Origin of the sequence: Nocardia gamkensis NBRC 108242 (assembly GCF_001612985.1) — a bacterium.
GTDB lineage: Bacteria > Actinomycetota > Actinomycetes > Mycobacteriales > Mycobacteriaceae > Nocardia > Nocardia gamkensis.
In genome coordinates this window covers 19,209-41,112 of the sequence record NZ_BDBM01000004.1, presented here as the reverse complement: position 1 = coordinate 41,112, position 21,904 = coordinate 19,209, and the positions used below count along the sequence as shown (strand labels likewise).

Genomic DNA, 21,904 nt, shown 5'->3' with positions numbered 1-21,904 from the left:
GCCTCTGGCGTGGTGTGCCACCCGTGAACGTCAGGCCAGTGCGCGCAGGCGGGGGGCCAGGTCGCGCTGGAAGAGGTCGAGGAAGCGGCGCTGGTCGTGGCCGGGGGCGTGGAAGACCAGGTGGTTGAGGCCGGCGTCGAGGTAGGGCTTGATCTGGGCGACCGCCTCGTCGGGATCGCTCGCGACGATCCAGCGCTTGGCGATCTGTTCGATGGGCAGCGCGTCGGCGGCGGCCTCCATCTCGATCGGGTCGGTGATGCTGTGCTTCTGCTCCGCGGTGAGCGAGAGCGGGGCCCAGAACCGGGTGTTCTCCCTGGCCAGTTCGGGATCGGTGTCGTAGGACAGCTTGATCTCGATCATCCGATCGATGACCTCCACGCTGCGCCCGGCCTTCGCGGCGCCCTCGGCGACGGCGGGCATCAACTTCTCGGTGTAGAGGTCCATGCCCTTGCCCGATGTGCAGATGAAGCCGTCGCCCGCGCGTCCGGCGTACCGCGCGACCAACGGGCCGCCCGCGGCGATGTAGATCGGGATGCCGCCTTTGGGCACGTCGTAGATGGAGGCGCCGACGGTCTTGTAGTACTCGCCGTCGTAATCGACGCGGTCGCCGGTCCACAGTGCGCGCATCAGGTCGACCGCCTCGCGCAGCCGCGCGAAACGCTCCTTGAACTCGGGCCATTCGCCGGTGTATCCGGTGGCGATCTCGTTGAGCGCCTCACCGGTGCCGACCCCCAGCATGACGCGATCCGGGTACAGGCAGCCCAAGGTGGCGAAGGACTGCGCGATCACCGCGGGATTGTAGCGGAAGGTAGGGGTGAGCACCGAGGTGCCGAGCTGGATGCGCTGGGTGCGCTCGCCGACCGCGGCCAACCAGGCCAGCGAGAAGGGCGCGTGCCCGCCTTTGTGCCGCCAGGGCTGGAAATGGTCGCTCACCGTGGCGCTGTCCAAGCCGTGTTGCTCGGCCAGCACCGCGATCTCGACGAGTTCACGGGGGCCGAACTGCTCCGCCGATGCCTTGTATCCGAGCTTGAGTCCGCTCATCTGCCACGCTCCTCGCGTTTCGTTTCGCCGCCATCGCGATCCGTTCTCGACAGTAGTCAACGCTGCCGCCTCCGCGCCGACGGCCTGGCACGGATGATCTTCACAGCCTCCCGCTCGTGGCCGTTCCGGTCGCGGGGCGATAGCGGATAATGGCCCGCGTGACCGCAGACGAGCCGATCCTGTCCTACTTGACCGATATGGACGGCGTGCTGGTGCACGAGGACCATCTCATCCCGGGCGCCGACAAGTTCCTCGCCGAACTGCGCGCCAACGACACACCGTTCCTGGTGCTGACCAACAACTCGATCCGCACGCCGCGCGATCTCCAAGCGCGGCTGCGGCACACCGGGCTCGACATCCCGGAAGAAGCGATCTGGACCTCCGCGCTGGCCACCGCCACCTTCCTGGACGAACAGCGACCGAACGGCACCGCGTACGTGGTGGGCGAATCCGGGCTCACCACCGCCTTGCACGAGATCGGCTACGTGCTGACCGACAGCGATCCCGATTACGTCGTGCTCGGCGAGACCCGCACGTACTCCTTCGAGGCGATCACCACCGCGATCCGGCTGGTCGAGCGAGGCGCCCGCTTCATCGCGACCAATCCGGACCCGACCGGTCCGTCCCGGGACGGCTCGCTGCCCGCGACCGGCTCGGTGGCCGCGCTGATCACCCGCGCCACCGGCCGCGACCCGTACTACGTCGGCAAGCCGAACCCGCTGATGATGCGCTCCGCGCTGCGTCGCATCGGCGCCCATTCCCAGTCGACGGTGATGATCGGCGACCGGATGGACACCGACGTCATCTCCGGCCTGGAGGCGGGCATGCGCACCATCCTGGTCACTTCCGGCATCTCCACCCGCGCGTCCTTCGAGGCCTTCCCCTACCGCCCCACGATGGTGGTGGATTCCGTCGCCGACCTGATCGGGAAGACCGGGTCCCCGTTCACCGAATGAGAGGGTGCGTCCGGCCGGGGCAGGCGACGCGACCCCGCTGGAGGGCGCGCCGGGCGTCGGCAGGCAGACCCCCGGACATCGCCGCGAGCGCGGCCGAACGCAATCGCCGATGACTGCCGCGGTCAGTCGCCGTCCGTGGTGAGCGCCTCTACCGCGGCGGACAACGAGGTGAGCGCCTCGACCGCGCGCGCGAGCTTCTCCCGGCCGAGTTCGGTCACGAGCCGTTCGGCCAACACCTTGTGTTGTGGGTTGATACGGCGTACCGCGGCCAGGCCCGCGTCGGTGATGGCGACGAGTTTCGCGCGCCGGTGCGCGGGATTGGGTCGGTATTCGGCGAGTCCCTTGTCCACCAACAGATCCGCGATGCGCTGGACGCTCTGCCGGGTGATGCCCATCTCGCGGGCGATGCCCGCGACAGGCAGCGGCGCGCGCGTCACCGCACCGAGCACCTGCCACCAAGCGGCGGTCAGACCCGCCGGTCGGGCCAGTTCCTCGGCCACCGAGAGGAATTGACCGTTCAGGCGGAACGACGTGATCGCCGCCGTGGCGAACAACTCCTGTTCAGGGGTCATGCGGCACCTCCCGATGTCGGTGATCCGGCCGGATCACCGGCAATTCTCGCTTACGCGTGCTGCGCGTCGTACTCCGCGAGCACCGCCCAGCCAGCCGGATCGGCGTGTGCGAACAACCGGTACCAGCCGTCCAGCACGTGCGGCTCGTACACGCCGAGCCTGCCGAGCACCTCGCGCGCGAATTCGAACGGCGCGCTCGCACCGGCGGTGATCACGTCACCGTCGGTGACGGCCGGGGCCTCGACATAGTGGTCCGCGCCCGAATAGCCGCTGTAGCGCAGGAATTCCGCGACATTGCTGGTGTGCCTGCGGTCGTCGAGCAGGCCGGCCTTGGCCAGGCCGAACGTCGCGCCGCAGATCGCGGCGACCGGCACGCCCGCGCCGACGAATTCGCGCGCCTTATGCGTGAACGGGTCCAGCTCCGGCCCTTCCCAGGTCTCCGCCCCCGGCAGGATCAGCATCGCGCTGTCGGCGGGCGTGAGATCGGCGAGCACGACGTCCGGCACGATGCGCATGCCGCCCATGGTGGTGATCGGCTCCGCGCTCGGGCCGACCGTCTGCACCTGCCATGTTCCCGGCTCCCGGTGCCAGCTCGGCTTGTTGATGTGCGCGGTGGCCGCGCCCACCTCCCAATCGGCGAGCGTGTCGTAAACGGCCACGTGCACTGTCTTCATAGGCATGACAGTATGCTGTCATTTTTGACAGCATACTGTCAATAGCGAAGGGCGACTCTCTCGATGAACCGGCAACTACGCTGGGAGCATGCGAATCTCGGTGGCGGCGGACGAGCGGGTCGGAGTGGCCCGGGAACTGATCGACGAGCTGGGCAAGCGCGGCCACGAGATCGTGCCGCACGGCGCGCTGTGCGACACCGAACGCGACGACTGGGCATGGGCCAGCGAGGCGGCAGCCCGTGACGTCGCCTCCGGCGAGGCGGACCAGGCGATCGTCTGCTGCTGGACCGGCACCGGCGCCTCGATCGCGGCCAACAAGGTCCCCGGCGTGCGCGCCGCGCTCTGCGCCGACGCTTCGACCGCGGCGGGCGCCCGCACCTGGAACGACGCCAACGTCCTCGCCCTGAGCCTGCGTTCGACCTCCAGCGCCGAGCTCCGGGAAATCCTCGACGCCTGGTTCACCACCGAACCGAGCTCTTCCCTGGACGACCAGGCGAACATCGCCCATCTCGCCGACATCGAACGCGCCGCCGACGCCTGACGAAGCCTCCGGACACGCCGGATGGTCCCGCACGGGCACCGTCGTCACCCGGCATCACCGTGCCGATCGGCTGACCGATCGCACCATGGTTCCGGGGTCAGGACAGAGCGCGGTCGAGGTCGTCGAGGAGGTCTTCGACGTCTTCCAGACCCACCGAGATACGCACGACACCGTCGGTCAGGCCGATGGTGGCACGGCCTTCGGGCCCCATGGCGCGGTGGGTCGTGGTAGCCGGGTGCGTGATCAGGGTCTTCGCGTCACCGAGGTTGTTGGAGATGTCGACGATGCGCAACCGGTTGAGGACTTCGAAAGCGCGCTTCTTCGCCTCGTTCTCGGGTGCGCTCAGCTCGAAGGTGATCACGGTGCCGCCCGCGCTCATCTGACCGGTGGCCAGCGCGTACTGCGGATGAGATTCCAGGAACGGGTACCGCACCCAGCTGACGGCCGGGTTGCCCTCCAGGAAGCGGGCGATGCGCAGGGCGGATTCCGCCGAGTGGCGCACCCGCAGCGGCATCGTCTCCAGGCCCTTGAGCAGGGTCCACGCGTTGAACGGGCTCAGCGCCGGGCCGGTATGGCGCATCAGCGTTTTCACCGGGCCGTCGATGTAGTCCCTGGCGCCGAGGATCGCGCCGCCGAGCACGCGGCCCTGCCCATCGATGTGCTTGGTGCCCGAGTAGACCACCACGTCGGCGCCGAGCTCGAAGCCACGTTGCAGCAGCGGAGTGGCGAACACGTTGTCCAGCACCACTTTCGCGCCCGCCGCGTGTGCCAGCTCGGTCACCCGGCGCACGTCGACCAAGGTCTGCATCGGATTGGCGGGCGTCTCGAAGAACACCGCCTGGGTGGGCACCGACAGCGCCTGCTCCCACTGGTCGAGATCCTCGCCGTCGACGAAGACGGTCTCCACGCCCCAGCGCGGCAGGATCTCGTTGCACACCACGAAGCACGAGCCGAACAGGCTGCGCGCGGCGACGAGCCGGTCGCCCGCCTTCAGCAGCGCGCCCAGCGCGGTGAACACCGCGGACATGCCGCTGGCGGTGGCGAAGCACGCCTCGGCGCCGTCGATCAGGCGCATCCGCTCCTCGAACATGGCCACCGTGGGGTTGCCGTAGCGGGAGTACACGAAGTGCTCGGCTTCGCCGGTGAACGCGGCCTCGGCGGCCTCGGCGCTCTCGTAGACGAAGCCGGAGGTCAGATAGAGCGCCTCGGCAGTCTCCTCGAAACCGGAGCGCCGCAGCCCGCCGCGCACGCCCAGCGTCGCGGGACCGACGCCGTCGGGCAGCGGCTTGTCGAACGCGCCGCCGGTGATCACGACTGCCGCCAGGGCAATCCGAGGGCACGCCAGCCCGCGCCGCCGCGATGCCCGAATTCGTCGAGCGGCCCTTCGAAGCCCTCGAGCACGTTGTAAGAGGTGCGGTAGCCCGCCGAGGTCGCGGCGATCGCCGCACCGATCGAACGCTGACCGGAGCGACAGAGGAAGACGACGGGAGCCTCGGGATCGTGGCCGTCGAGCGCCTGCTTCAACTGCTCGACGAACGTCTCGTTGCGCGCGCCCGTGGAATCGACCCACTCGATCAGCACGGTCGGCCGTTCGATCGAACTGGTGTCGGGGACGCCGACGAACTTCCATTCCGCTTCCGTCCGCACGTCCACGAGGACGGCCTCCGGATCGTCCCGCAGCAACTCCCAAGCCTGCTGTGGGGTGATGTCACCGGCATAACTCATGTGCACCTCCTGCGAATCCGCACTTGCCGCGCCCGGGACCAGGGCGCCGCCAGGTCGTCACCCGGAGCACCCCACCGCGGAGGAGGGTTGCCGACCAGTAATGCCGGGGCTTGACACTGGTTCTCATGACCTTCGACTGAGATTGCACCGACCCGGGTCACCCTGTCAAACGGTCGCGCACACTGCGTGAACGCTCAGGTGCAGACCAGCCACTTACCGCCGGATCGGGTGAGATTCCAGGTCGAGGTCCGCTCCTGCCCGTCCACCTTCGTGGTCACGGTCGCCTTCCCCCGGTCGCCGTCCATGATCGGACTGTCGATTTTCGTGATCTCGACCGGCTTTCCGGCCCCGTCCTGGCCCGCCAGCGGCGAGCGGGTCGCGTCGAACCCCTGGCACGCGGTGCCGGGCGGCGGCACGGCGTCGCTGCGGTTGGAGCCGTCGACGAAGTTGCGGACGGCCGCCGCGATGCGGTCGGCTTCTGTGACATTTTTCTCAGCGGGCGACAGCACGCCGCCGAGCACGATCGCGATCAGCACGATCGCCGCGACCACCGCGGCCGCGATGAACGGGGCCGCCGAGCGCTTGTCGGTCTGATCCACCCGGATGATCTCGTCCTCGCCCGGGGTCGGCTGCTGTTCGGTCATGGCTCGATGATCCCTGGTCGGCGCCGGTATCGAGCGCTCGGCCCCCGGCTGCGGACCGGAGCGGCGCAGGCCGGGTCCGGGCGTCCGCGATAGGCCGCGCGCGAGCGGGTAAGCGACGATTGTGGCTTTCGACGGCATCCGCCGAGTTCACGCACCGACGCGGGGTGGCATCGGCCATCCCGATAGAATCGCGGGACGGCGGCCTGCTGTCATAGCGAATCGGCAGCTCCACGCCGCGGCGAACGGAGCACCGTGCAGCCACGAACCGGCAACGCAGGCGTGCGCCCCGAGGGCGCGACCGAGCCGGTGCGTCAACTTAGCCTAAGCTAAGCCAGACGTCATTAATTGTTTCGACCGTAAGGTGCGCGTAAAGAGATGACCGAACAGAGTGCAGTAGAGGATGGCGGTGTTCGCGAGCCCTCCGTGGTGACGCAGGCTTCCTCCACCGGGCCTGACGCGCACACCGCGAGGACCCGCCCGCTCCGCATCGCGATCGTGGGCGCCGGACCGGCCGGGATCTACGCCGCCGACGCATTGATGAAGTCCGATGCCGATGTGAGCATCGACCTGTTCGAGCGCATGCCCGCGCCGTTCGGGTTGATCCGCTACGGCGTCGCGCCGGACCACCCGCGGATCAAGGGCATCATCACCGCCCTGCACAAGGTGCTGGACAAGCCGCAGGTGCGCCTGCTGGGCAATATCGACTACGGCACCGACATCACGCTGGACGACCTGCGGGCCTTCTACGACGCGGTGATCTTCTCCACCGGCGCCAACGCCGACCGCGCCCTGCCCATCCCCGGCATCGATCTCGACGGATCCTTCGGCGCCGCCGACTTCGTCTCCTGGTACGACGGCCACCCCGACGTCCCCCGCACCTGGCCGCTGGACGCGGAGAAGGTCGCCGTCCTCGGCGTCGGCAACGTCGCTCTCGACGTGGCTCGCGTGCTCGCCAAGACCGGCGACGAGCTGCTGCCCACCGAGATCCCGCCGAACGTCTACAAGGGCCTCAAGGCCAACAAGGCCGTCGAGGTGCACGTCTTCGGCCGGCGCGGGCCCGCCCAGGCCAAGTTCACCCCGCTGGAACTGCGCGAACTCGACCACTCCCCCACCATCGAGGTCATCGTCGACCCCGAGGACATCGACTACGACGAAGGCTCCGAAGCCGCGCGCAGGCATTCCAAGCAGGTCGACATGGTCGCCAACACACTCGAGCAGTGGGCCATCCGCGACGCCGGTGACCGGCCGCACAAGTTGTTCCTGCACTTCTTCGAATCCCCCGCCGAAGTGCTCGGCGAGAACGGCAAGGTCGTCGGCCTGCGCACCGAACGCACCCAGCTCGACGGCACCGGCAACGTCAAGGGCACCGGCGTGTTCAAGGACTGGGACGTGCAGGCGATCTATCGCGCCGTCGGCTACCTGTCGCAGAACCTGACCCAGCTGCCGTTCGACGACCAGGCGGGCACCGTGCCGAACGAAGCGGGTCGCGTGATCGCCGACGAGAACGCCGACGGCGCCGCGCGCTACATGCCCGCGACCTACGTCACCGGCTGGATCAAGCGCGGCCCGGTCGGCCTGATCGGCCACACCAAGGGCGACGCCAACGAGACCATCGCCTGCCTGCTGGACGATGCTCCCGGCTTCACCCCCGCGCAGCGCCCCGAACCCGAGGCCGTCACCGAGTTCTTGGAGAGCAAGGGCATCCCGTTCACCACCTGGGCCGGCTGGTACCGCCTCGACGCGCACGAACGCTCCCTCGGCGAGCCGGAGGGCCGCGAGCGCGTCAAGGTCGTCGAGCGCGAGGACATGCTGCGCGCCAGCGAACCGCACAAGGTCTGATCACCCCGGCTGCGACCGACTCCGCTGCCACGACGACACCCCCCAGCTGTGGCAGCGGAAAATTCGACCCTGAGGCATTCTGTACAAGTGTTCGATGCCCACCTGCACATCTTCGACCCGCGATTTCCGCTGGCCGAGAACGAGGGCTACCTGCCCGACCCGTTCACCATCGCCGATTACCGCAAGCGCATGTCGCGCTTCGACGTCGCGGGCGGCGCGGTGGTCAGCGGGTCGTTCCAGGGCACGGACCAGACCTATCTGAAGGCCGCCCTCGCCGAACTCGGCGAGGGCTGGGTCGGCGTCACCCGGCTCGACTTGGACGCCACCGACGAGGAAATCCTCGAACTGGACCGCATCGGCGTGCGCGCGCTGCGGTTCAACCTCAAGCGGGCGGCGGCCGACATCACCGGAATGACGTTGCAGGCGTTGCGCGCGCACGAACTGGCCGGCTGGCACGTCGAGGTCTACATCGACGGCACGATGCTGGCATCGCTGCAACCGGTCATCTCCAAGCTGCCCGCGCTGTCGGTCGACCATCTGGGCATGTCCGCGGAGGGGCTGCCCTTCCTGCTGGATCTCGTCGACCGGGGAGCCAAGGTCAAGGCGACCGGTTTCGGCCGGGTCGCGATGAACGTGGCCGACACGCTGCGCCGCGTCCACGCGGTGAATCCCGAAGCCCTCATGTTCGGCACCGACCTGCCCGGCACCAGGGCCGGACGCCCGTTCCGTGATTCGGACGTGGATCTGCTGTGCGACGTGGTGGGCACCGACATGTACGCGGTGCTGGAGGACAACGCGCGCGCGTTCTACCGCCTCCCGGCCCGCGAGCGCGTGGTCCGCGACGATCCGGCCCCCACACTGCCGCTGTACCGCCCGGAACCGCCGACCCTCCGGCTGCGCCGCGACGAACTCCCGGAAAACCGGGCGGGCGACACGATTCCGTTCCCCGCCATCGATCGGTAGCGCTCAGACGGCGAAGACGCCGACGAGCCAGACCCCGGTGGCCAGCAATGCGCCGAAGAGTTCGATCAGGATGGACAGGCCGACGCCCTTCAACGCGTGCACCGTCGCCTGCCACGCCTCCCGGTTGACCCGCAGCCGCTGGAGTTCCGAAAGATACACGCCGAGAACGAAACCCACGAACAAGCCGATCACCGGGATCACGAAGAAACCGACGATGCCGAGGACCGCGCCGAGGAAGACCGCCCGGCCCGCCACGCCCGCGTCCTTCATTTTGCGTCCGGGCCAGGTGTATTTGACGACGCCGGAAAGCACGAGCAACAACGCGCTGATCGCGAAAACCGTCCACGCCGTCGCCCCACCGGTGAGGAAGGCCCAGACGGCGATGGCCGCGAAGATCAGGATGACGCCCGGCAGGATCGGCACGACGACCCCGACGAGGCCGACCAGAATCGCGAAGCCGGCGAGAAGGTTGTACCACCCCTGATCAGACAGCGCTTCCACACGTGCAGCCTAGAGCGGCGCACAGCCGCGGGCGAGCCGTAGCAGCGCGGCGTTATTGTCATACTGTCAATACACCCCTCCCGGTCGCGTCCGGGAGGACGCACCGGTCACCGGTGTGCTGGATCAACGACGAACCGAGGTAGGGCGTGAGCACTCCATCCACCGCCAAGCAGGGCCCGCTCGCGGGCATCAAGGTCATCGAGCTGGCCGGCATCGGCCCCGGTCCGCACGCCGCGCTGCTGCTCGCCGATCTGGGCGCCGACGTGGTGCGAGTGCAGCGCGCGGGTCAGCTGCCGGGCGGATTCGACCGTCCGCAGCTGCGCGGCCGGACCATCGTCGAGGCCAACCTCAAGGATCCCGCCGACATCGAGAAGGTACTCGGCCTCGTCGAGAAGGCGGATGTGCTGATCGAGGGCTTCCGCCCCGGCGTCACCGAGCGGATGGGCCTGGGTCCGGACGACGCGCTGGCCCGCAACCCGCGCCTGGTCTACGGACGGATGACCGGCTGGGGCCAGGAGGGCCCGCTGGCCGACCGCGCGGGACACGACATCAACTACATCTCCATCACCGGCGTGCTGCACGCCATCGGCCGCAAGGGCGAACGCCCGGTCCCGCCGCTGAACATGGTGGGCGATTTCGGCGGCGGCTCGATGTTCCTGGTGTTCGGCATCCTCGCCGCACTGGTCGAGCGGCAGCGGTCCGGTAAGGGCCAGGTGATCGACGCGGCCATGGTCGATGGCGCCCTTGCCCTTTCGCACATGATCTGGGGCATGCGCGGCGCGGGCGCCTGGTCCGACGAGCGCGGCGTCAACCTGCTCGACACCGGAATGTCGTTCTACGACACCTACGAGACCTCCGACGGCAAGTACATGGCGGTCGGCGCGATCGAACCGCAGTTCTACGCCCAGTTGCTCGCCGGCCTGGAGATCGACGCGGACGGCCTGCCCTTCCAGCTCGACCCCGCCGGGCAGGACACGCTGAAAAAGCTGTTCACCGAACGTTTCCGGACCAAGACCCGGGACGAGTGGTCCGAGATCTTCACCGGCACCGACGCGTGCGTCTCGCCCGTGCTCACCTTCGAGGAGGCGACGCGCAACGAGCACATCGCGGCCCGCGGCTCGTTGCTGGAGCTGGACGCCATCACCCAGCACGCCCCCGCCCCGCGATTCTCCCGCACTCCCAACGGGATTCCGACCCCGCCGCCCACCACCGCGACGCCGATCGAGTCGGTCTGGGCAGACTGAACACCCGACGGGGTGCCGTGGCGCGTCGCCCGGCACTCCGTCCTGCGGCGGGTAATTGAAAATTTCAACATACCAACCGGTTCGACAGTTCGGCACCGGGCCTGCCATACTGTCCGCGAGCAGGTGGCTTTCGAGGACAGCGAACTTCCCCGGGCATCGTCCGGTCCGCTCCTTGACCACCGCTCGAGTTGGAGGCCGAGGCACCGTGCGAGCTTCCGCACGCCGCCCGAGCACGACCAGGGCCAGTCCCGAGGGGTGACCGGCCACTCGTGCCCGGCGGCGCTCGGAGGGGAGTGCCGCCGGCGGAGGCCTCCTCCCCGGGCCAGAACAGCGAAATCCCCTCAGTAGCAGGTCAACGGCGTCAGTGGGTCCGCGGCGCGGGGCGTCAGCGCGGCATAGGCGGACGCGATGGCCTTGACCGCCAAGCGCAATTCGGGCTCCCGGTGGGTGAACGGCAGCCGCAGGAACCGCTCGAACGCGCCCTGTACGCCGAATCGAGGCCCGGCCGCGAGCAATACGCCGTGGTTGGGCGCCGTGGCGGCGAGCGCGGTGGAGACCGAGGTCGGCAGCTGCGCCCATACCGACATGCCGCCCGCGCCGACGGTGACGCGCCAGTCCGGTAGTTCCTCGGCGAGCGTGTCGAGCAGAGCGGCACGCTGCGAACGCAACTGGTCGCGGCGGCGGTCGAGAATCACGTCCGCGTGCTCGAGCAGGTGCACGGTGGCCAGCTGGTCCATGACGGGGGTACCGAGGTCGACGGTGGAGCGGATGCCGAGGAGCTTGGTGATCAGCGTCTGATTGGTCCGTATCCAGCCGACCCGCAGACCGCCCCAGAACGATTTCGAGGCCGAGCCGATGGTGATGATCTCGGAGCCTTTGGCGAAGGCGGCGACCGGCGGCGGTGCGATGTCCGCGCCGAGGCCGAGATCGGCCATGGATTCGTCGATCACGACGGTCATCCTGGTATCCCTGGCGATGGTGGCCAGTTCGGCGCGGCCGTCGGCGTCCAGCAGCAAGCCGGTCGGGTTGTTGTAGTCCGGCACCAGGTAGGCCAGGCTCGCCGCGGTCTGCCGGGCGGCACTGCGAATTCCGTCGAGATCCCAGCCACCCGCCGGATCCTCCGGCCGCAGCGGCACCGGCACCGGCCGGGCGCCGACATCGCGGATCGCCTCGATGGCGTTCGGATAGGTCGGGTGATCGATGAGCACACGGGCGGCGGGCGCGGTCAGCACGTTCAGCAGCAGGCGCAGGCCGTGCTGGGCGCCGAGGGTGACCAGGATCTGGTCGGGTTCGGTCGGTAGCCCACGCGCGGTGTAGCGGCGGGCGATCGCCTCCCGCAGCGCCAGCACGCCGACCGGATCCATGCCGTGCGTGCCGAGGTAGGCCGGAATTCCTTCCAGGGCAGCGGAATACGCGTCCTGCATCTCCAGCGGGGCGGCCATCGCGGCATAGGTCATGTCGATGGTCGGCAGTTCGGGCGAGGCCATCATCGCCAGGATGCTCCTGGCCGGTTTGACGCCGTCGTGCTGCACGTCCCGGGGCAGGGCCACCGTGCTGCGCGAGCCCTGGCGGCTGATCAGGTAGCCGTGTTCGCGCAGCAGCGCGTAGGTGGAGGTGATGGTGGTGCGGCTGACCCCGAGCGTGGCGGCGAGATCGCGTTCGCTGGGCAAGGCGACACCCAGCGGTGCGCGACCGTCGTGGATCAGCAGCCGGATGCCTTCGGCGAGGGCCAGGTAGGCCGGACGGGTGGAGCGCCGCCCGGCCGGATCCGGATCACCGTCGTGCGCGTGCCGCCAGCGGCCCAGATCGCGGGCCAGGCTGCCCGCGCCGATCACTCTCGTAGCCATGCGGTCCAGTATCGGCCGATTGGATATTCCTTGGCAAGGCCAGTAGCGCGCACGCTGGCGGACATGACCGCCCTCGCCACCCTGTTCCTGGTCGCCCTGTCCGGCTATCTGATCCACCGCTTCGCGCCGAAACGCGACGAGCGCGCCTTCCGTCTCGAGCGCTTCCACCCGGGCACGCCGATGTCCGACCACATCCCTTCGCAGTACGATTACCAGCGTCGATACTCTGATCTCGCCGCGATATACGGCAGGTTGGACGTGCCGGATCCGGGCTTGTCCAGCGGCGCGTAATACTCGCGAACAGCGCTACGAAAAGCCATGGCGCCCGCACCAGGCCAGTGCGGCGGCCGCCCGCGGTCTTTTCATCGCGCGCACCCGGCTCGGCCGTGGCACAGCAAAGGCCAGTTCTGAACAACTGGACTGCTAGTTGCGTATTTGTCGGTCCCACGGTGCACACTTGGCCCATGAGTGACGCCACGAGCCTCGCCGCCGATCGTCCGGCGGCCGAGGCCATCGGTTCGGCAACGGAGCCCCTGATCTCGGGCAGTCCCGCGCCGGCCGGCCGGGCCGCGGCGGCGCTGTTCGACACCGCGATCGGCTGCTGCGCGATCGCGTGGAGCGCTGCGGGTGTGATCCGATTCCAGCTCCCGGAGGCGAGCCCGGCGGCCACCCGGGCGCGCATCACCCGCGCTCGCGCGGGCGAGAAGCTCCACGAGGAGCCGCCCACCGGCGCGATCGCCGAGGCCATCGCGGGTATCCGCGCCCACCTCTCGGGCGAACTCGACGACCTGCGTTGGATCGCCGTGGACATCAGTGGGATTCCGCAGTTCCATCGCGCCGTCTACGCTGTCACGCGCGCCATCGACCCCGGCCGCACCCTCAGCTACGGCCGGGTCGCCGACCGCGTCGGCGCGCCCGGCGGCGCCCAGGCGGTCGGACAGGCGTTGGGCCGCAACCCGATCCCGCTGATCATCCCGTGCCACCGCGTGCTCGCCGCCGACCACGCCCTGCACGGCTTCTCCGCCCCCGGCGGCATCGACACCAAGCAGCGCCTGCTGAGCATCGAGCGCACACCGGGATTCGGCGAACCCACACTGTTTTGAGCCGGTCCCGCCCGTCTCCTTCCTTCACGGCCCTTCCGGCCGACGTGCTCGGCATGCCGCTCTGTCCGCGCGGTAATCCGCTTCGGCATGCCTGATTCGGCTACGGCCGAAGCCGAGGCTCGATGGAATCGGGCGTCCCCACCGGCGCACGCGACCACACCGGCTCGATCACGTCTTTCGATCGGAGCGAGTCCGAGCATCCGACGTTCGCGCCGCGGGCGCTGCGAAACTACAGCACCGGGTGCGCGCGAAAGAATTCGCAGGCGTCGCCGGTGATGTAGCCGTCCTCGCAGCCGAAATAGGTTTGGATACAGGCGTTCGTCGTGCAACCGAGTTCGATCAGCTTCTGCCGGATCCGGGCGTTGCGCTCCTGAGGCGTCTCGGTCTTCGGCGCCACCGTCGCCGAGGAGCGCGCCGAACTGGTGACCGGTTGCGGTTGCCCGTCCGAGCACCCGGCGGCCAGGACGATTCCGGCGGCCAGCGCGCAGCTCGCCGCGGCCGGTCCCCAGGTCATCCTCCGCTCCCTGACTCGCCGCGCATCAACGCCCCGAGGGACTCGCGATCGGTGACGTCCATCTTGATGCAGGCACGGTAGAGGTGGCCCTCCACGGTGCGCACCGATACCGTGAGCCGGTCGGCGATCTGCCGGTTGGACAGACCCGCGGCGACGAGGTTCGCGATCTCGCGTTCCCGCGCGGTCAAGGGCAAGGGCTGCGCCGCCTGCCGCAGCGCCGGGGTGCTCGCTCCGCCGCAGGCGGCGGCCAGCGTTGGCCATGGCGGCGGACTCCAGCAACCTGCGCCGATCCCCGGAACGCTCATGGGCCGACGCGGCCTGCGCCGCGGCGTCGGCGGCCGACAGCAGCACGCCGAGACGCTCGAATTCGGCTGCCGCCGCGTCCAGCCCGGGTCCGTCGTGGGCGGCGAGCGCCACCGCGTGCCGCGCCTGCGTCTGCACCAGCCGCCCTTCCACCCGGACGGCCAGCTCCGCCAGTCGTCCGGACACCGAATGGTCGCCGAAGCGGGCCGCGGCGTGCAGTGCCATGGCCTCGATCGCGTGCTGATGCGAGTGTGCGGCCGCGTCGGCGGCGCCCACCGCGATCCGGATGGCCGGGGTCACGGTTCCTTCGGCGGCGGCCAGCCAAGCGCGGGCCAGTTCCAGCTGCGGTTCGTACACCGCGCTGTGCCTTCCGCCCCGGGCGGTCGCGTGCGCGATCGACTCGGCGGCCTCGGCGGCGCGCCCGAGCGCCGAGTACGCCTCCGCCAGACGAATTCGCGCGGGGAACATCCACGCGGCGGCGCCCTCCGCGGCCAGTGCGGCCAGCGCCTGTTCCAGATTGTCGATGCCGTCCAGGAACCGCCCCTGCGCCACATCGACGGTGCCCTGCAGGATCTTCGACATACCCCAGGCCAGATACTGTCCCGGCGAGGAGTAGCCGACGAACGACCCGGCGCGGCGTCGCGCGGCGTCCAGATCGCCGGTGAAGGTCAGGGCGAGCACCTCGGCGTGCGTGGACATGAAGCGGTTGAGCCCGTCGATGTGCTCTTCCACCTCGTGCCCACGGGCCGCGTACTGCCTGGCCTCTTCCCCCCTGCCCATCAACGCCAGCGCCAGGCCGCCGCCGAACGCCGCCCACCACACCGCCCACGGCGGCGCGCCGTCGGCGGAAATCACCGTTTCCGCCTCGGCGATCGCGTCGTCGACCCGGTTCTCGTTGACCAGGCTCGCGGAGGCCAGCCCGGTGAAGATGGCCGCGATCTTCGGGTGCCGCACCTTCCCGCGCACCAGCTTCAGCACCTCGTCGGCGCGATCGGCATCGCCCATGGCCCACAACAGGTTCGCCACCCGGGTGCTGCCCCAGCGTGCCAGCTGCACCTCGTCGAGCTGGTCGGGGTCGAAGCTGGCCAGGGTTCGCTCGGCCTCGATCCGATGTCCCTGCCAGAGCAGGGCGCGCGCCAGCAGGTCGGCGGCCTCCACACCGCCGCGCCGCTCCACCGCGGCGCGGGCGAAGCGCTCGCCCAGCGGCAGATTCGCCAACCCGATCGCGTCGGCCGCGGCCGCCTCGAACAATTCCAGATCCGCGGATTTGTCACTGTCCAGCGCCAATTCGGCCAGCCGGATGCGGTCGGCGGCGGAATTGATCCGGCGCTCCTTCAGCGACGAATACAACCTGCCGCGCAGCCGTCGCGCCGAGGCGATGCCCAGCCTGCGCCGGATCACCTCGCCGAACAGCGGGTGGTTGTAGCGGACCATCAGATCCCGGGAATTCTCCACGACCCGGATCACCCCGCGCGTTTCGGCGGCTTCCACCGCGTCCTCGCCCGCCAATTCGGCGAGGACGTCGAGATCGATCGGCTCACAGAAGGTCAGCAGTTCCAGCACCCGCAGCACCGGCTCGGGCAGTTGCTCGACCCGATCCTCCAGCAGCGCGGCCAGCTCCGAGGTCACCGCGGCTCGACCGCGTAACTGCCACACCCCGTTGACCTGGCGCAGCGTGCCCGCCTCCAGCGCGCCCTCGACCAGATGCCGCAGGAACAGCGCGTTTCCGGCGGAGGACTCCCACATCAGATTGGCGGTGAACCCCTCGAGCTGCCCGCCGAGCATCGACTCCACCAGCTCGACGCTCTGGCGCTGGGTGAACGGACGCAGGTCGATGCGCGTCAGGTGACCGTCTTTCCACAGCGAGGTGACCGCGTCCGGCACCGGAACGCCGCTGCGCACGGTCACCACGATGTGCGCGGCTTTGTCGATGGCCAGCTGGAGCAGCAGGGTGGCGGAGAGTTGATCGAGCAGATGCGCGTCGTCCACGCCGATCACGGTGTCCCCGTCGGCGAGCAACGCCTCGCGCGCCGCCGACATGAAGGTGACCGGATCGTGCGCCGTATAGACGCCCACCATGTGCGCGAAGACCCCCAGGGGGATGCTGCGCGCCGATTCGGTGCCCGCCACCCAGCGAACATTGCCGCCGATCGCGGATGTGGCATGCCTGGCCAGGGTGGTCTTGCCCACCCCCGCGTCGCCGGTCAGCACCACACCGACGTGCTCCGAACCGGTCAGCGCCGCGCGGATCGCCTCGAATTCGCTTTCGCGCTCGATCATCGGCCAATTCCGAGCCATGCTCTAACTGTAGTTCTTCACCGATCATGATCGAAGCCGAGCGACCACGATAGATGGGGTGAATTTCTGGTGATCTCGCCGAATTTCCGCTGGACCACGCGGAATTCGAACAGGTTCTAGCCGAGCACGTCGTGCCGGACGATGGTTTGATCACGCCCGGGACCCACGCCGATGCAGGAAATCCTGGCGCCGGACAGCTCCTCCAAACGCAACACGTACGCCTGGGCGTTGGCGGGCAACTCCTCGAAGGTGCGCGCGTCGGAGATATCCTCCCACCAACCGGGCATTTGCTCGAAAATGGGCTTCGCGTGATGGAATTCGGTCTGCGTGGTCGGCATCTGCTCGACCCGCTCGCCGTCGACCTCGTAGGCGACACAGATCGGCACCGTCTCCAGACTGGATAGAACGTCCAGTTTGGTGAGGAAGTAGTCGGTGATCCCGTTGACCCGGGTGGCGTAGCGCGCGATCACGGCGTCGAACCAACCGCAGCGGCGGGCACGTCCGGTGGTGACACCGACCTCGCCGCCGGTCTTGGCCAGGTAGGCGCCGAACTCGTCGAACAGCTCGGTCGGGAACGGGCCGGAACCGACCCGGGTGGTGTAGCACTTCAGGATGCCGAGCACCGTGTTGATCTTGTTGGGGCCGATGCCCGCGCCGACCGCCGCGCCGCCCGAGGTGGGGTTCGACGACGTGACGTACGGGTAGGTGCCGTGGTCGACGTCCAGCAGGGTGCCCTGCGAGCCCTCCAGCAGCACCGTCTCACCGCGCTCGAGCGCCAGGTTCAGCTTCAGGCGCGTGTCGGCGATCCGGTGGGAGAAGCTCTCGGCCTGCGTGAGCACCTCGTCGACCACCTGCTGCGGGTCCAGCGCGCGGCGGTTGTAGATCTTGACCAGCACCTGGTTCTTGAACTCCAGCGCCGCCTCGACCTTCTGGGTGAGGATCTTCTCGTCCAGCACGTCGGCGACGCGCACGCCGACGCGGGCGACCTTGTCCTGGTAGCACGGGCCGATACCGCGGCCGGTGGTGCCGATCTTCTTGTTGCCGAGGAAACGCTCGGTGACCTTATCGATGGCCACGTGATACGGCATGATCAGGTGCGCGTCGGCCGAGAGCAGCAGGCCGGAGGTGTCCACGCCGCGCTCTTCCAGCCCTGCCAGCTCGTCCAGCAGCACGCCCGGATCCACGACGACGCCGTTGCCGATGACATTTGTCACGCCGGGGGTCAGGATGCCGGAGGGGATGAGGTGCAGCGCGAAGTTGTCACCGTTGGGCAACACCACGGTGTGACCGGCGTTGTTGCCACCTTGGTACCGGACCACCCAGTCCACCCGACCACCGAGAAGATCGGTTGCTTTGCCCTTCCCCTCGTCGCCCCACTGGGCGCCGATCAGGACGATTGCCGGCATGGTCGTGTCTCCTACGGTTCGACAGGCAACACTGGTGTGTTGCAGCTACCTGCCGTACTGAGGCGGTGGCCGGAAGGACAGTCTAGCCGACCCGTCCGCGGCGGCATCGAAGCGGATCTCGTCGTAGGCTCGACACCCGTGTGGTCACGGCCGGGCAGGGCTATGGTTGCACGGCACGCCGAGCGGAAGCGCGGCGTGCACGGGCGAGCCGCAGCTTGGTTCGGCCGCAATGCGAGGGGCCCGACGGTGTCGGCTCGAACCGAGGAGGGTGTACGGCAGCTTGAGTACCCATGTTCTCCGCTGCGACGGCGCCCCCGTACCCATCGCGCTCGCGGCGCTGCCGACCACCCAGACGGCCGCCGTCCCCGATACCGCGGTGATCGATGAGCTGCTTCCCGTGCTGGCCGCCGACAGCCTCCCGCGGCTGATCGTGCTCGGTGAGGACCCCGCGCTGGCCGCGGTGCTCACCCATCTGATGCGCACCGAGCGCTTGCACGTGGAGATCGGATACGTGCCGGTCGAGAAGACCTACGGTTCCCGTGCCTACCAGACCGGCACCGGCAACGCCGCCGCCAAACGCGCCATCGACGGCCGCGCGGTCGAGACGCCGCTGGTTCGCGACGACACCGGCAAGGTGCTCGTGGGCCGAGCGGTGATCGCGGGCATCGGCGGCGAGAAACTGGAGGGCGAAGCCTATGTCGACGACACGCTGCTGTTCTCCGGACGGGTGACCGCCATGCTCGTCTCGCCGTGCCTCGAACCACCCGGTGTGCGGGCCACCGTGCGCAAACGCTTCCGCAAGCGGCGGTGGGTGGAGGGGCGAGCCGCACAGCTCGGCACGCCCGGCGCGATCGTGACCAGGGACGGCGTCCGCGCCGATCGCCCGGTGCCGCGCTCGACTTTCTACCGCCACCACGAATCCTGGCTGCTGGTGCGATGAACGCCCCGTTCCCGATCGGCCGCAGGTCGCGCGCGGTCCGGCCGAGCCCGGTGTTCCTGCTCGTGATCGCCATGACCGCGGTGGGCGGCGCGCTGGCCTGGGATGCCGCACTCGACTCGACCAGAGCCAAGGCCGGTGTCTTCGTCTTCGTGGTGTCCGGCTGGGTGGTATCGCTGTGCCTGCACGAGTTCGCGCACGCCTACACCGCTTGGCGCGCGGGTGACCGCGAGGTCGAGTTGCGCGGCTATCTGACGCTCAATCCGCTGAAGTACAGCCATCCCCTGCTGTCGATCGTGCTGCCGATCGTGTTCATCGCGCTCGGCGGGATCGGCTTGCCGGGCGGCGCGGTGTACGTGCACACGCACAATGTCGCGCCGCGCACGCAGCGGATCATCAGCGGCGCCGGGCCCGCCGTGAACGCGCTGTGCGCGGTGCTGCTCCTGGTGACCGTGCGGATCTGGGGCAGCTCCAGCAGCCATCCCGCGTTCTGGTTCGGCGTGAGTTTCCTTGCCTTCTTGCAGATCACGGCGGCGCTGCTGAACCTGATACCGCTGCCCGGACTGGACGGCTACGGCATCGTCGAGCCGTCGCTGAGCTACCAGACCAGACGCTCGCTCGATCAGTTCAAGCCGTTCGGCATGCTGATCCTGTTCGCGCTGCTGTTCACCCCCGCCATCAACCAGGTGTTCTTCGACGCGGTGTACGCGCTGTTCGAACTGTCCGGCGTCCCGTCGAATTGGTCGCGCTACGGCGGCTACCTGACGCGATTCTGGACCTGATCGCCGGCGCGCCCGCTCGGCGACGCCGGTGCGGCGCAGGGCCGCCCGGTCAGGTCGGCCGGACGGCCCCGCTTCTTCGCCCGCTTTCGATCCGCCCCGCCTCTCGGCCATCACACCCCTTGGCCGAGAGGTCCTTTCGTCCACGTGCGAAGCGGTCGACCGCGATACCCCTCGACTCGCGGTCACATCGCAAAGCTACGGCGGGACAACGCACAGAACGCGAGTAGCGGACTACTCGAAGATCGAACTCTCGCCGCGCCGCGCCGGACGCGGAGCACGGTGCCCGGCACTAATGTCCGAATACCGCTGAGTAGTACGGGTTCAGACCTCGGGCCGCACGTAGGGATTTTCGACCGTCGGCGGCAGCAGAGCAATCGCCGAGATACGTTGCACGCCGCACACCTCCATCAGGTCTACCAGCGTGGAACGCACCTGCGCGAAGACGACGTGCGCCGAAAGCCCCGCGCCCGCTACCAGTTCCGGGCGCGCGCCTTTCGCGACCGAGCGCAGTACCCGGGCCGCCTCGGCGCGGTCGGGCTGCTCGCCGGGGTCGGCCAGCATCATGCGGCGCACTACGTCGACGGCTTGGCCGAGGCGCTCCACCTCGTCGATCAAGCCGGGATCGAGGATTTCGTCGTCGCGCACCAGGGTCAGCGAGCGCCGCAACAGGACTCGGGTGTTGCGGATCGCGTTGTCCAGCGGGTCCGCGGTGGCCCTGATGCGTTCGAGACGGTCACGGGAGTTCCAGTACAGCGGCGAGATCCGGCTGATCTCCCTGCCGCCTTCCAAGGTGGCGCGCAAGGAGTCGATCTGCGGCTGCGTGGCGCGCATCGCAGACAGCGCGTGGTGCAGCTTCTCCGGATCCTGTTCGAGCAGTCCGTCGGCGCAGCTGCTGAGCGATCTGCCCATCACGGCGAGGATGTCCGCGGCGAGCGTCCGCGCTCTGCGCACCGGGTGCAGCGGGATCGCGGCGACCACCACCACGCCGACCAGACCACCCACCAAGGCGTCGATCATGCGGGAGAGGCCCCCGCCCGCCGAGGGCGGGAGCAACGTCGCGACGAGCACCGCGGAACCGGCCGCCTGCACGGTGATGACCGAACCGCCGTCCAGGAACACCGCCGCGGCCATGGCGACCGCGACCACCAGCGCGATCTGCCACACGCCGGTGCCGACGCGGGAGATGAACAGATCGCCGATGCCGATGCCGACCGCGACGCCGACCACCAGTTCCACCGAGCGACGCAGCCGCGCGCCGAAGGAGATGCCCATAGACACCACGGCGGCGGTCGGCGCGAAGAACGGCAGCGCGTGACCGATCACGTGATGGGCGAGGAACCAGGCCAGCGCGGCGCCGACCGAACACTGGATGATCGGCAGCACCGACCGGCGCAGCCGCGACCAGGAGGTGCGCAGCCTCGCCATGCTGTTCGCGCGGGCCACGCCGACCCGGGACATCGGGTCGAACGCGCCCCTCGCCCGGCCGCCACCCCTGCTCGAATCGCTACGCGGTACTCCGATCACTACGACTCAGTCGAGGCCGAGCTCCGCGGCCGCCCGAGGGTCGCAGTCTTCCAGCAGATCGAGGCAGCGGGCGTACTCGTCGGTCTCGCCGATCAGCTTGGCGGCCCGGGCCAGCGCGCCGACGCTGCGCAGGAAGCCCCGATTGGGCTCGTGGCTCCACGGCACGGGACCGAAGCCCTTCCAGCCGTTGCGGCGCAGCAGGTCCAGGCCGCGGTGGTAGCCGGTGCGGGCGAACGCGTACGCGGCGACGATGTCGTGATTGATCGCCTCGTCCTGGGCTTCGCCACGGCTCAGCGCCGCCTCGGCGAGGTACGCCCAGGCGATCGAGGCGGCCGGGTGCTCGGCCGCGACCCGCACCGGGTCGGCGTTGTCGAGCAGCGCGTCCTCGGCGTCGGGGATTTCGGGTAGCAGTACCGGTTGCGGTCCGAGCAGGTCACCGAACGAGGTCATGCGGTTCATTGTGCACGGCACGACGGTTTGCTCGACAGGC

Annotated in this window: 21 protein-coding genes, 1 pseudogene and 1 riboswitch; of the genes and pseudogenes, 9 read left to right on the top strand and 13 right to left on the bottom strand. The window is 69.2% G+C overall.

Annotated features, from left to right (window positions below; genetic code table 11):
- Positions 1 to 30: 30 nt before the first annotated feature.
- The gene (fgd, locus tag NG1_RS03285; protein WP_040870708.1) at positions 31 to 1,041 is read right to left on the bottom strand and encodes a glucose-6-phosphate dehydrogenase (coenzyme-F420); all 1,011 of its coding nucleotides are present in this window, start codon (positions 1,039 to 1,041) and stop codon (positions 31 to 33) included.
- Positions 1,042 to 1,238: 197 nt separating this feature from the next.
- Between fgd and NG1_RS03280 the strand changes: the two genes are divergently transcribed.
- On the top strand, positions 1,239 to 1,997 hold the full coding sequence (locus NG1_RS03280) for an HAD-IIA family hydrolase (protein ID WP_245659788.1): 759 nt from the start codon (positions 1,239 to 1,241) through the stop codon (positions 1,995 to 1,997).
- 122 nt (positions 1,998 to 2,119) lie between these two features.
- Here NG1_RS03280 and NG1_RS03275 read toward each other — a convergent pair whose 3' ends face one another.
- Entirely contained in the window at positions 2,120 to 2,569 is a 450-nt protein-coding gene (locus NG1_RS03275) for a MarR family winged helix-turn-helix transcriptional regulator (RefSeq protein WP_062967846.1), read from the bottom strand.
- Positions 2,570 to 2,619: 50 nt separating this feature from the next.
- Complete coding sequence (locus NG1_RS03270) at positions 2,620 to 3,243, bottom strand: type 1 glutamine amidotransferase family protein (RefSeq protein ID WP_062967845.1); 624 nt, start codon at positions 3,241 to 3,243, stop codon at positions 2,620 to 2,622.
- 88 nt (positions 3,244 to 3,331) lie between these two features.
- On the opposite strand from NG1_RS03270, the gene NG1_RS03265 reads away from it, so the two are divergent.
- Entirely contained in the window at positions 3,332 to 3,784 is a 453-nt protein-coding gene (locus NG1_RS03265; protein WP_062967843.1) for an RpiB/LacA/LacB family sugar-phosphate isomerase, read from the top strand.
- Positions 3,785 to 3,881: 97 nt separating this feature from the next.
- Here NG1_RS03265 and NG1_RS03260 read toward each other — a convergent pair whose 3' ends face one another.
- The 3 genes from NG1_RS03260 to NG1_RS03250 all read right to left on the bottom strand — a co-directional run bounded on the left by NG1_RS03260 (position 3,882) and on the right by NG1_RS03250 (position 6,153).
- Positions 3,882 to 5,096 (bottom strand): O-succinylhomoserine sulfhydrylase, encoded by a 1,215-nt coding sequence (locus NG1_RS03260; RefSeq protein WP_040870715.1) that lies wholly within the window; start codon positions 5,094 to 5,096, stop codon positions 3,882 to 3,884.
- Complete coding sequence (locus NG1_RS03255) at positions 5,093 to 5,509, bottom strand: rhodanese-like domain-containing protein (RefSeq protein ID WP_062968324.1); 417 nt, start codon at positions 5,507 to 5,509, stop codon at positions 5,093 to 5,095. Before NG1_RS03255 ends, NG1_RS03260 begins: the two co-directional genes overlap by 4 nt.
- Positions 5,510 to 5,523: 14 nt before the next feature.
- A riboswitch (SAM riboswitch) is annotated at positions 5,524 to 5,640 on the bottom strand.
- 63 nt (positions 5,641 to 5,703) lie between these two features.
- Positions 5,704 to 6,153, bottom strand: coding sequence for an Rv0361 family membrane protein (locus NG1_RS03250; RefSeq protein WP_062967841.1), 450 nt, complete (start codon positions 6,151 to 6,153; stop codon positions 5,704 to 5,706).
- 375 nt (positions 6,154 to 6,528) lie between these two features.
- Between NG1_RS03250 and NG1_RS03245 the strand changes: the two genes are divergently transcribed.
- Positions 6,529 to 7,992, top strand: coding sequence for an FAD-dependent oxidoreductase (locus NG1_RS03245; protein WP_210750309.1), 1,464 nt, complete (start codon positions 6,529 to 6,531; stop codon positions 7,990 to 7,992).
- A gap of 87 nt (positions 7,993 to 8,079) precedes the next feature.
- Positions 8,080 to 8,955: an amidohydrolase family protein gene (locus NG1_RS03240; protein WP_062967839.1), complete on the top strand. Its 876-nt coding sequence runs from the start codon at positions 8,080 to 8,082 to the stop codon at positions 8,953 to 8,955.
- A gap of 3 nt (positions 8,956 to 8,958) precedes the next feature.
- On the opposite strand, the gene NG1_RS03235 is transcribed toward NG1_RS03240, so the two are convergent.
- Positions 8,959 to 9,456, bottom strand: coding sequence for a DUF456 domain-containing protein (locus tag NG1_RS03235; protein WP_245659780.1), 498 nt, complete (start codon positions 9,454 to 9,456; stop codon positions 8,959 to 8,961).
- A gap of 146 nt (positions 9,457 to 9,602) precedes the next feature.
- On the opposite strand from NG1_RS03235, the gene NG1_RS03230 reads away from it, so the two are divergent.
- Positions 9,603 to 10,700, top strand: a complete 1,098-nt coding sequence (locus NG1_RS03230) for a CaiB/BaiF CoA transferase family protein (protein ID WP_062967837.1) — start codon at positions 9,603 to 9,605, stop codon at positions 10,698 to 10,700.
- Between the two features lie 341 nt (positions 10,701 to 11,041).
- On the opposite strand, the gene yczR is transcribed toward NG1_RS03230, so the two are convergent.
- The gene (gene yczR / locus NG1_RS03225) at positions 11,042 to 12,547 is read right to left on the bottom strand and encodes a MocR-like transcription factor YczR (RefSeq protein ID WP_062967835.1); all 1,506 of its coding nucleotides are present in this window, start codon (positions 12,545 to 12,547) and stop codon (positions 11,042 to 11,044) included.
- 30 nt (positions 12,548 to 12,577) lie between these two features.
- On the opposite strand from yczR, the gene NG1_RS03220 reads away from it, so the two are divergent.
- On the top strand, positions 12,578 to 12,838 hold the full coding sequence (locus tag NG1_RS03220) for a hypothetical protein (protein ID WP_157113842.1): 261 nt from the start codon (positions 12,578 to 12,580) through the stop codon (positions 12,836 to 12,838).
- Between the two features lie 173 nt (positions 12,839 to 13,011).
- Positions 13,012 to 13,650, top strand: a complete 639-nt coding sequence (locus tag NG1_RS03215) for a methylated-DNA--[protein]-cysteine S-methyltransferase (protein ID WP_084498673.1) — start codon at positions 13,012 to 13,014, stop codon at positions 13,648 to 13,650.
- A 229-nt stretch (positions 13,651 to 13,879) separates the two neighbouring features.
- On the opposite strand, the gene NG1_RS03210 is transcribed toward NG1_RS03215, so the two are convergent.
- The 3 genes and pseudogenes from NG1_RS03210 to NG1_RS03200 all read right to left on the bottom strand — a co-directional run bounded on the left by NG1_RS03210 (position 13,880) and on the right by NG1_RS03200 (position 18,171).
- A complete protein-coding gene (locus NG1_RS03210) occupies positions 13,880 to 14,164 on the bottom strand; it encodes a hypothetical protein (protein WP_062967831.1) in 285 nt (94 codons plus the stop codon).
- Positions 14,161 to 16,765 (bottom strand): annotated as a pseudogene (locus tag NG1_RS03205) (helix-turn-helix transcriptional regulator). Before NG1_RS03205 ends, NG1_RS03210 begins: the two are co-directional and overlap by 4 nt.
- A gap of 116 nt (positions 16,766 to 16,881) precedes the next feature.
- Positions 16,882 to 18,171 carry an adenylosuccinate synthase gene (locus tag NG1_RS03200; protein WP_040870727.1) on the bottom strand — a complete coding sequence of 430 codons (1,290 nt, stop codon included), beginning with the start codon at positions 18,169 to 18,171 and terminating at the stop codon, positions 16,882 to 16,884.
- A 280-nt stretch (positions 18,172 to 18,451) separates the two neighbouring features.
- Here NG1_RS03200 and NG1_RS03195 point away from each other — a divergent pair, with 280 nt between their 5' ends.
- Together NG1_RS03195 and NG1_RS03190 are read left to right on the top strand one after the other, a co-directional pair.
- Complete coding sequence (locus NG1_RS03195) at positions 18,452 to 19,111, top strand: hypothetical protein (RefSeq protein ID WP_210750310.1); 660 nt, start codon at positions 18,452 to 18,454, stop codon at positions 19,109 to 19,111.
- Positions 19,108 to 19,890: a site-2 protease family protein gene (locus NG1_RS03190; protein WP_062967822.1), complete on the top strand. Its 783-nt coding sequence runs from the start codon at positions 19,108 to 19,110 to the stop codon at positions 19,888 to 19,890. The genes NG1_RS03195 and NG1_RS03190 overlap by 4 nt, the downstream gene beginning before the upstream one ends.
- Before the next feature lie 321 nt (positions 19,891 to 20,211).
- Here NG1_RS03190 and NG1_RS03185 read toward each other — a convergent pair whose 3' ends face one another.
- Both NG1_RS03185 and NG1_RS03180 read right to left on the bottom strand, forming a co-directional pair.
- Positions 20,212 to 21,348 carry an FUSC family protein gene (locus NG1_RS03185; RefSeq protein WP_174315364.1) on the bottom strand — a complete coding sequence of 379 codons (1,137 nt, stop codon included), beginning with the start codon at positions 21,346 to 21,348 and terminating at the stop codon, positions 20,212 to 20,214.
- Between the two features lie 72 nt (positions 21,349 to 21,420).
- Positions 21,421 to 21,864 carry a DUF3151 domain-containing protein gene (locus NG1_RS03180; protein WP_062968314.1) on the bottom strand — a complete coding sequence of 148 codons (444 nt, stop codon included), beginning with the start codon at positions 21,862 to 21,864 and terminating at the stop codon, positions 21,421 to 21,423.
- Between the last annotated feature and the right edge of the window lie 40 nt (positions 21,865 to 21,904).

Bases quoted from the DNA above. Each gene is read 5' to 3' on its own strand.
- fgd (WP_040870708.1), bottom strand. From the start codon at position 1,041: ATGAGCGGACTCAAGCTCGGATACAAGGCATCGGCGGAGCAGTTCGGC.
- NG1_RS03280 (WP_245659788.1), top strand. From the start codon at position 1,239: ATGGACGGCGTGCTGGTGCACGAGGACCATCTCATCCCGGGCGCCGAC.
- NG1_RS03275 (WP_062967846.1), bottom strand. From the start codon at position 2,569: ATGACCCCTGAACAGGAGTTGTTCGCCACGGCGGCGATCACGTCGTTC.
- NG1_RS03270 (WP_062967845.1), bottom strand. From the start codon at position 3,243: ATGAAGACAGTGCACGTGGCCGTTTACGACACGCTCGCCGATTGGGAG.
- NG1_RS03265 (WP_062967843.1), top strand. From the start codon at position 3,332: ATGCGAATCTCGGTGGCGGCGGACGAGCGGGTCGGAGTGGCCCGGGAA.
- NG1_RS03255 (WP_062968324.1), bottom strand. From the start codon at position 5,509: ATGAGTTATGCCGGTGACATCACCCCACAGCAGGCTTGGGAGTTGCTG.
- NG1_RS03250 (WP_062967841.1), bottom strand. From the start codon at position 6,153: ATGACCGAACAGCAGCCGACCCCGGGCGAGGACGAGATCATCCGGGTG.
- NG1_RS03245 (WP_210750309.1), top strand. From the start codon at position 6,529: ATGACCGAACAGAGTGCAGTAGAGGATGGCGGTGTTCGCGAGCCCTCC.
- yczR (WP_062967835.1), bottom strand. From the start codon at position 12,547: ATGGCTACGAGAGTGATCGGCGCGGGCAGCCTGGCCCGCGATCTGGGC.
- NG1_RS03215 (WP_084498673.1), top strand. From the start codon at position 13,012: ATGAGTGACGCCACGAGCCTCGCCGCCGATCGTCCGGCGGCCGAGGCC.
- NG1_RS03210 (WP_062967831.1), bottom strand. From the start codon at position 14,164: ATGACCTGGGGACCGGCCGCGGCGAGCTGCGCGCTGGCCGCCGGAATC.
- NG1_RS03200 (WP_040870727.1), bottom strand. From the start codon at position 18,171: ATGCCGGCAATCGTCCTGATCGGCGCCCAGTGGGGCGACGAGGGGAAG.
- NG1_RS03190 (WP_062967822.1), top strand. From the start codon at position 19,108: ATGAACGCCCCGTTCCCGATCGGCCGCAGGTCGCGCGCGGTCCGGCCG.
- NG1_RS03185 (WP_174315364.1), bottom strand. From the start codon at position 21,348: ATGTCCCGGGTCGGCGTGGCCCGCGCGAACAGCATGGCGAGGCTGCGC.
- NG1_RS03180 (WP_062968314.1), bottom strand. From the start codon at position 21,864: ATGACCTCGTTCGGTGACCTGCTCGGACCGCAACCGGTACTGCTACCC.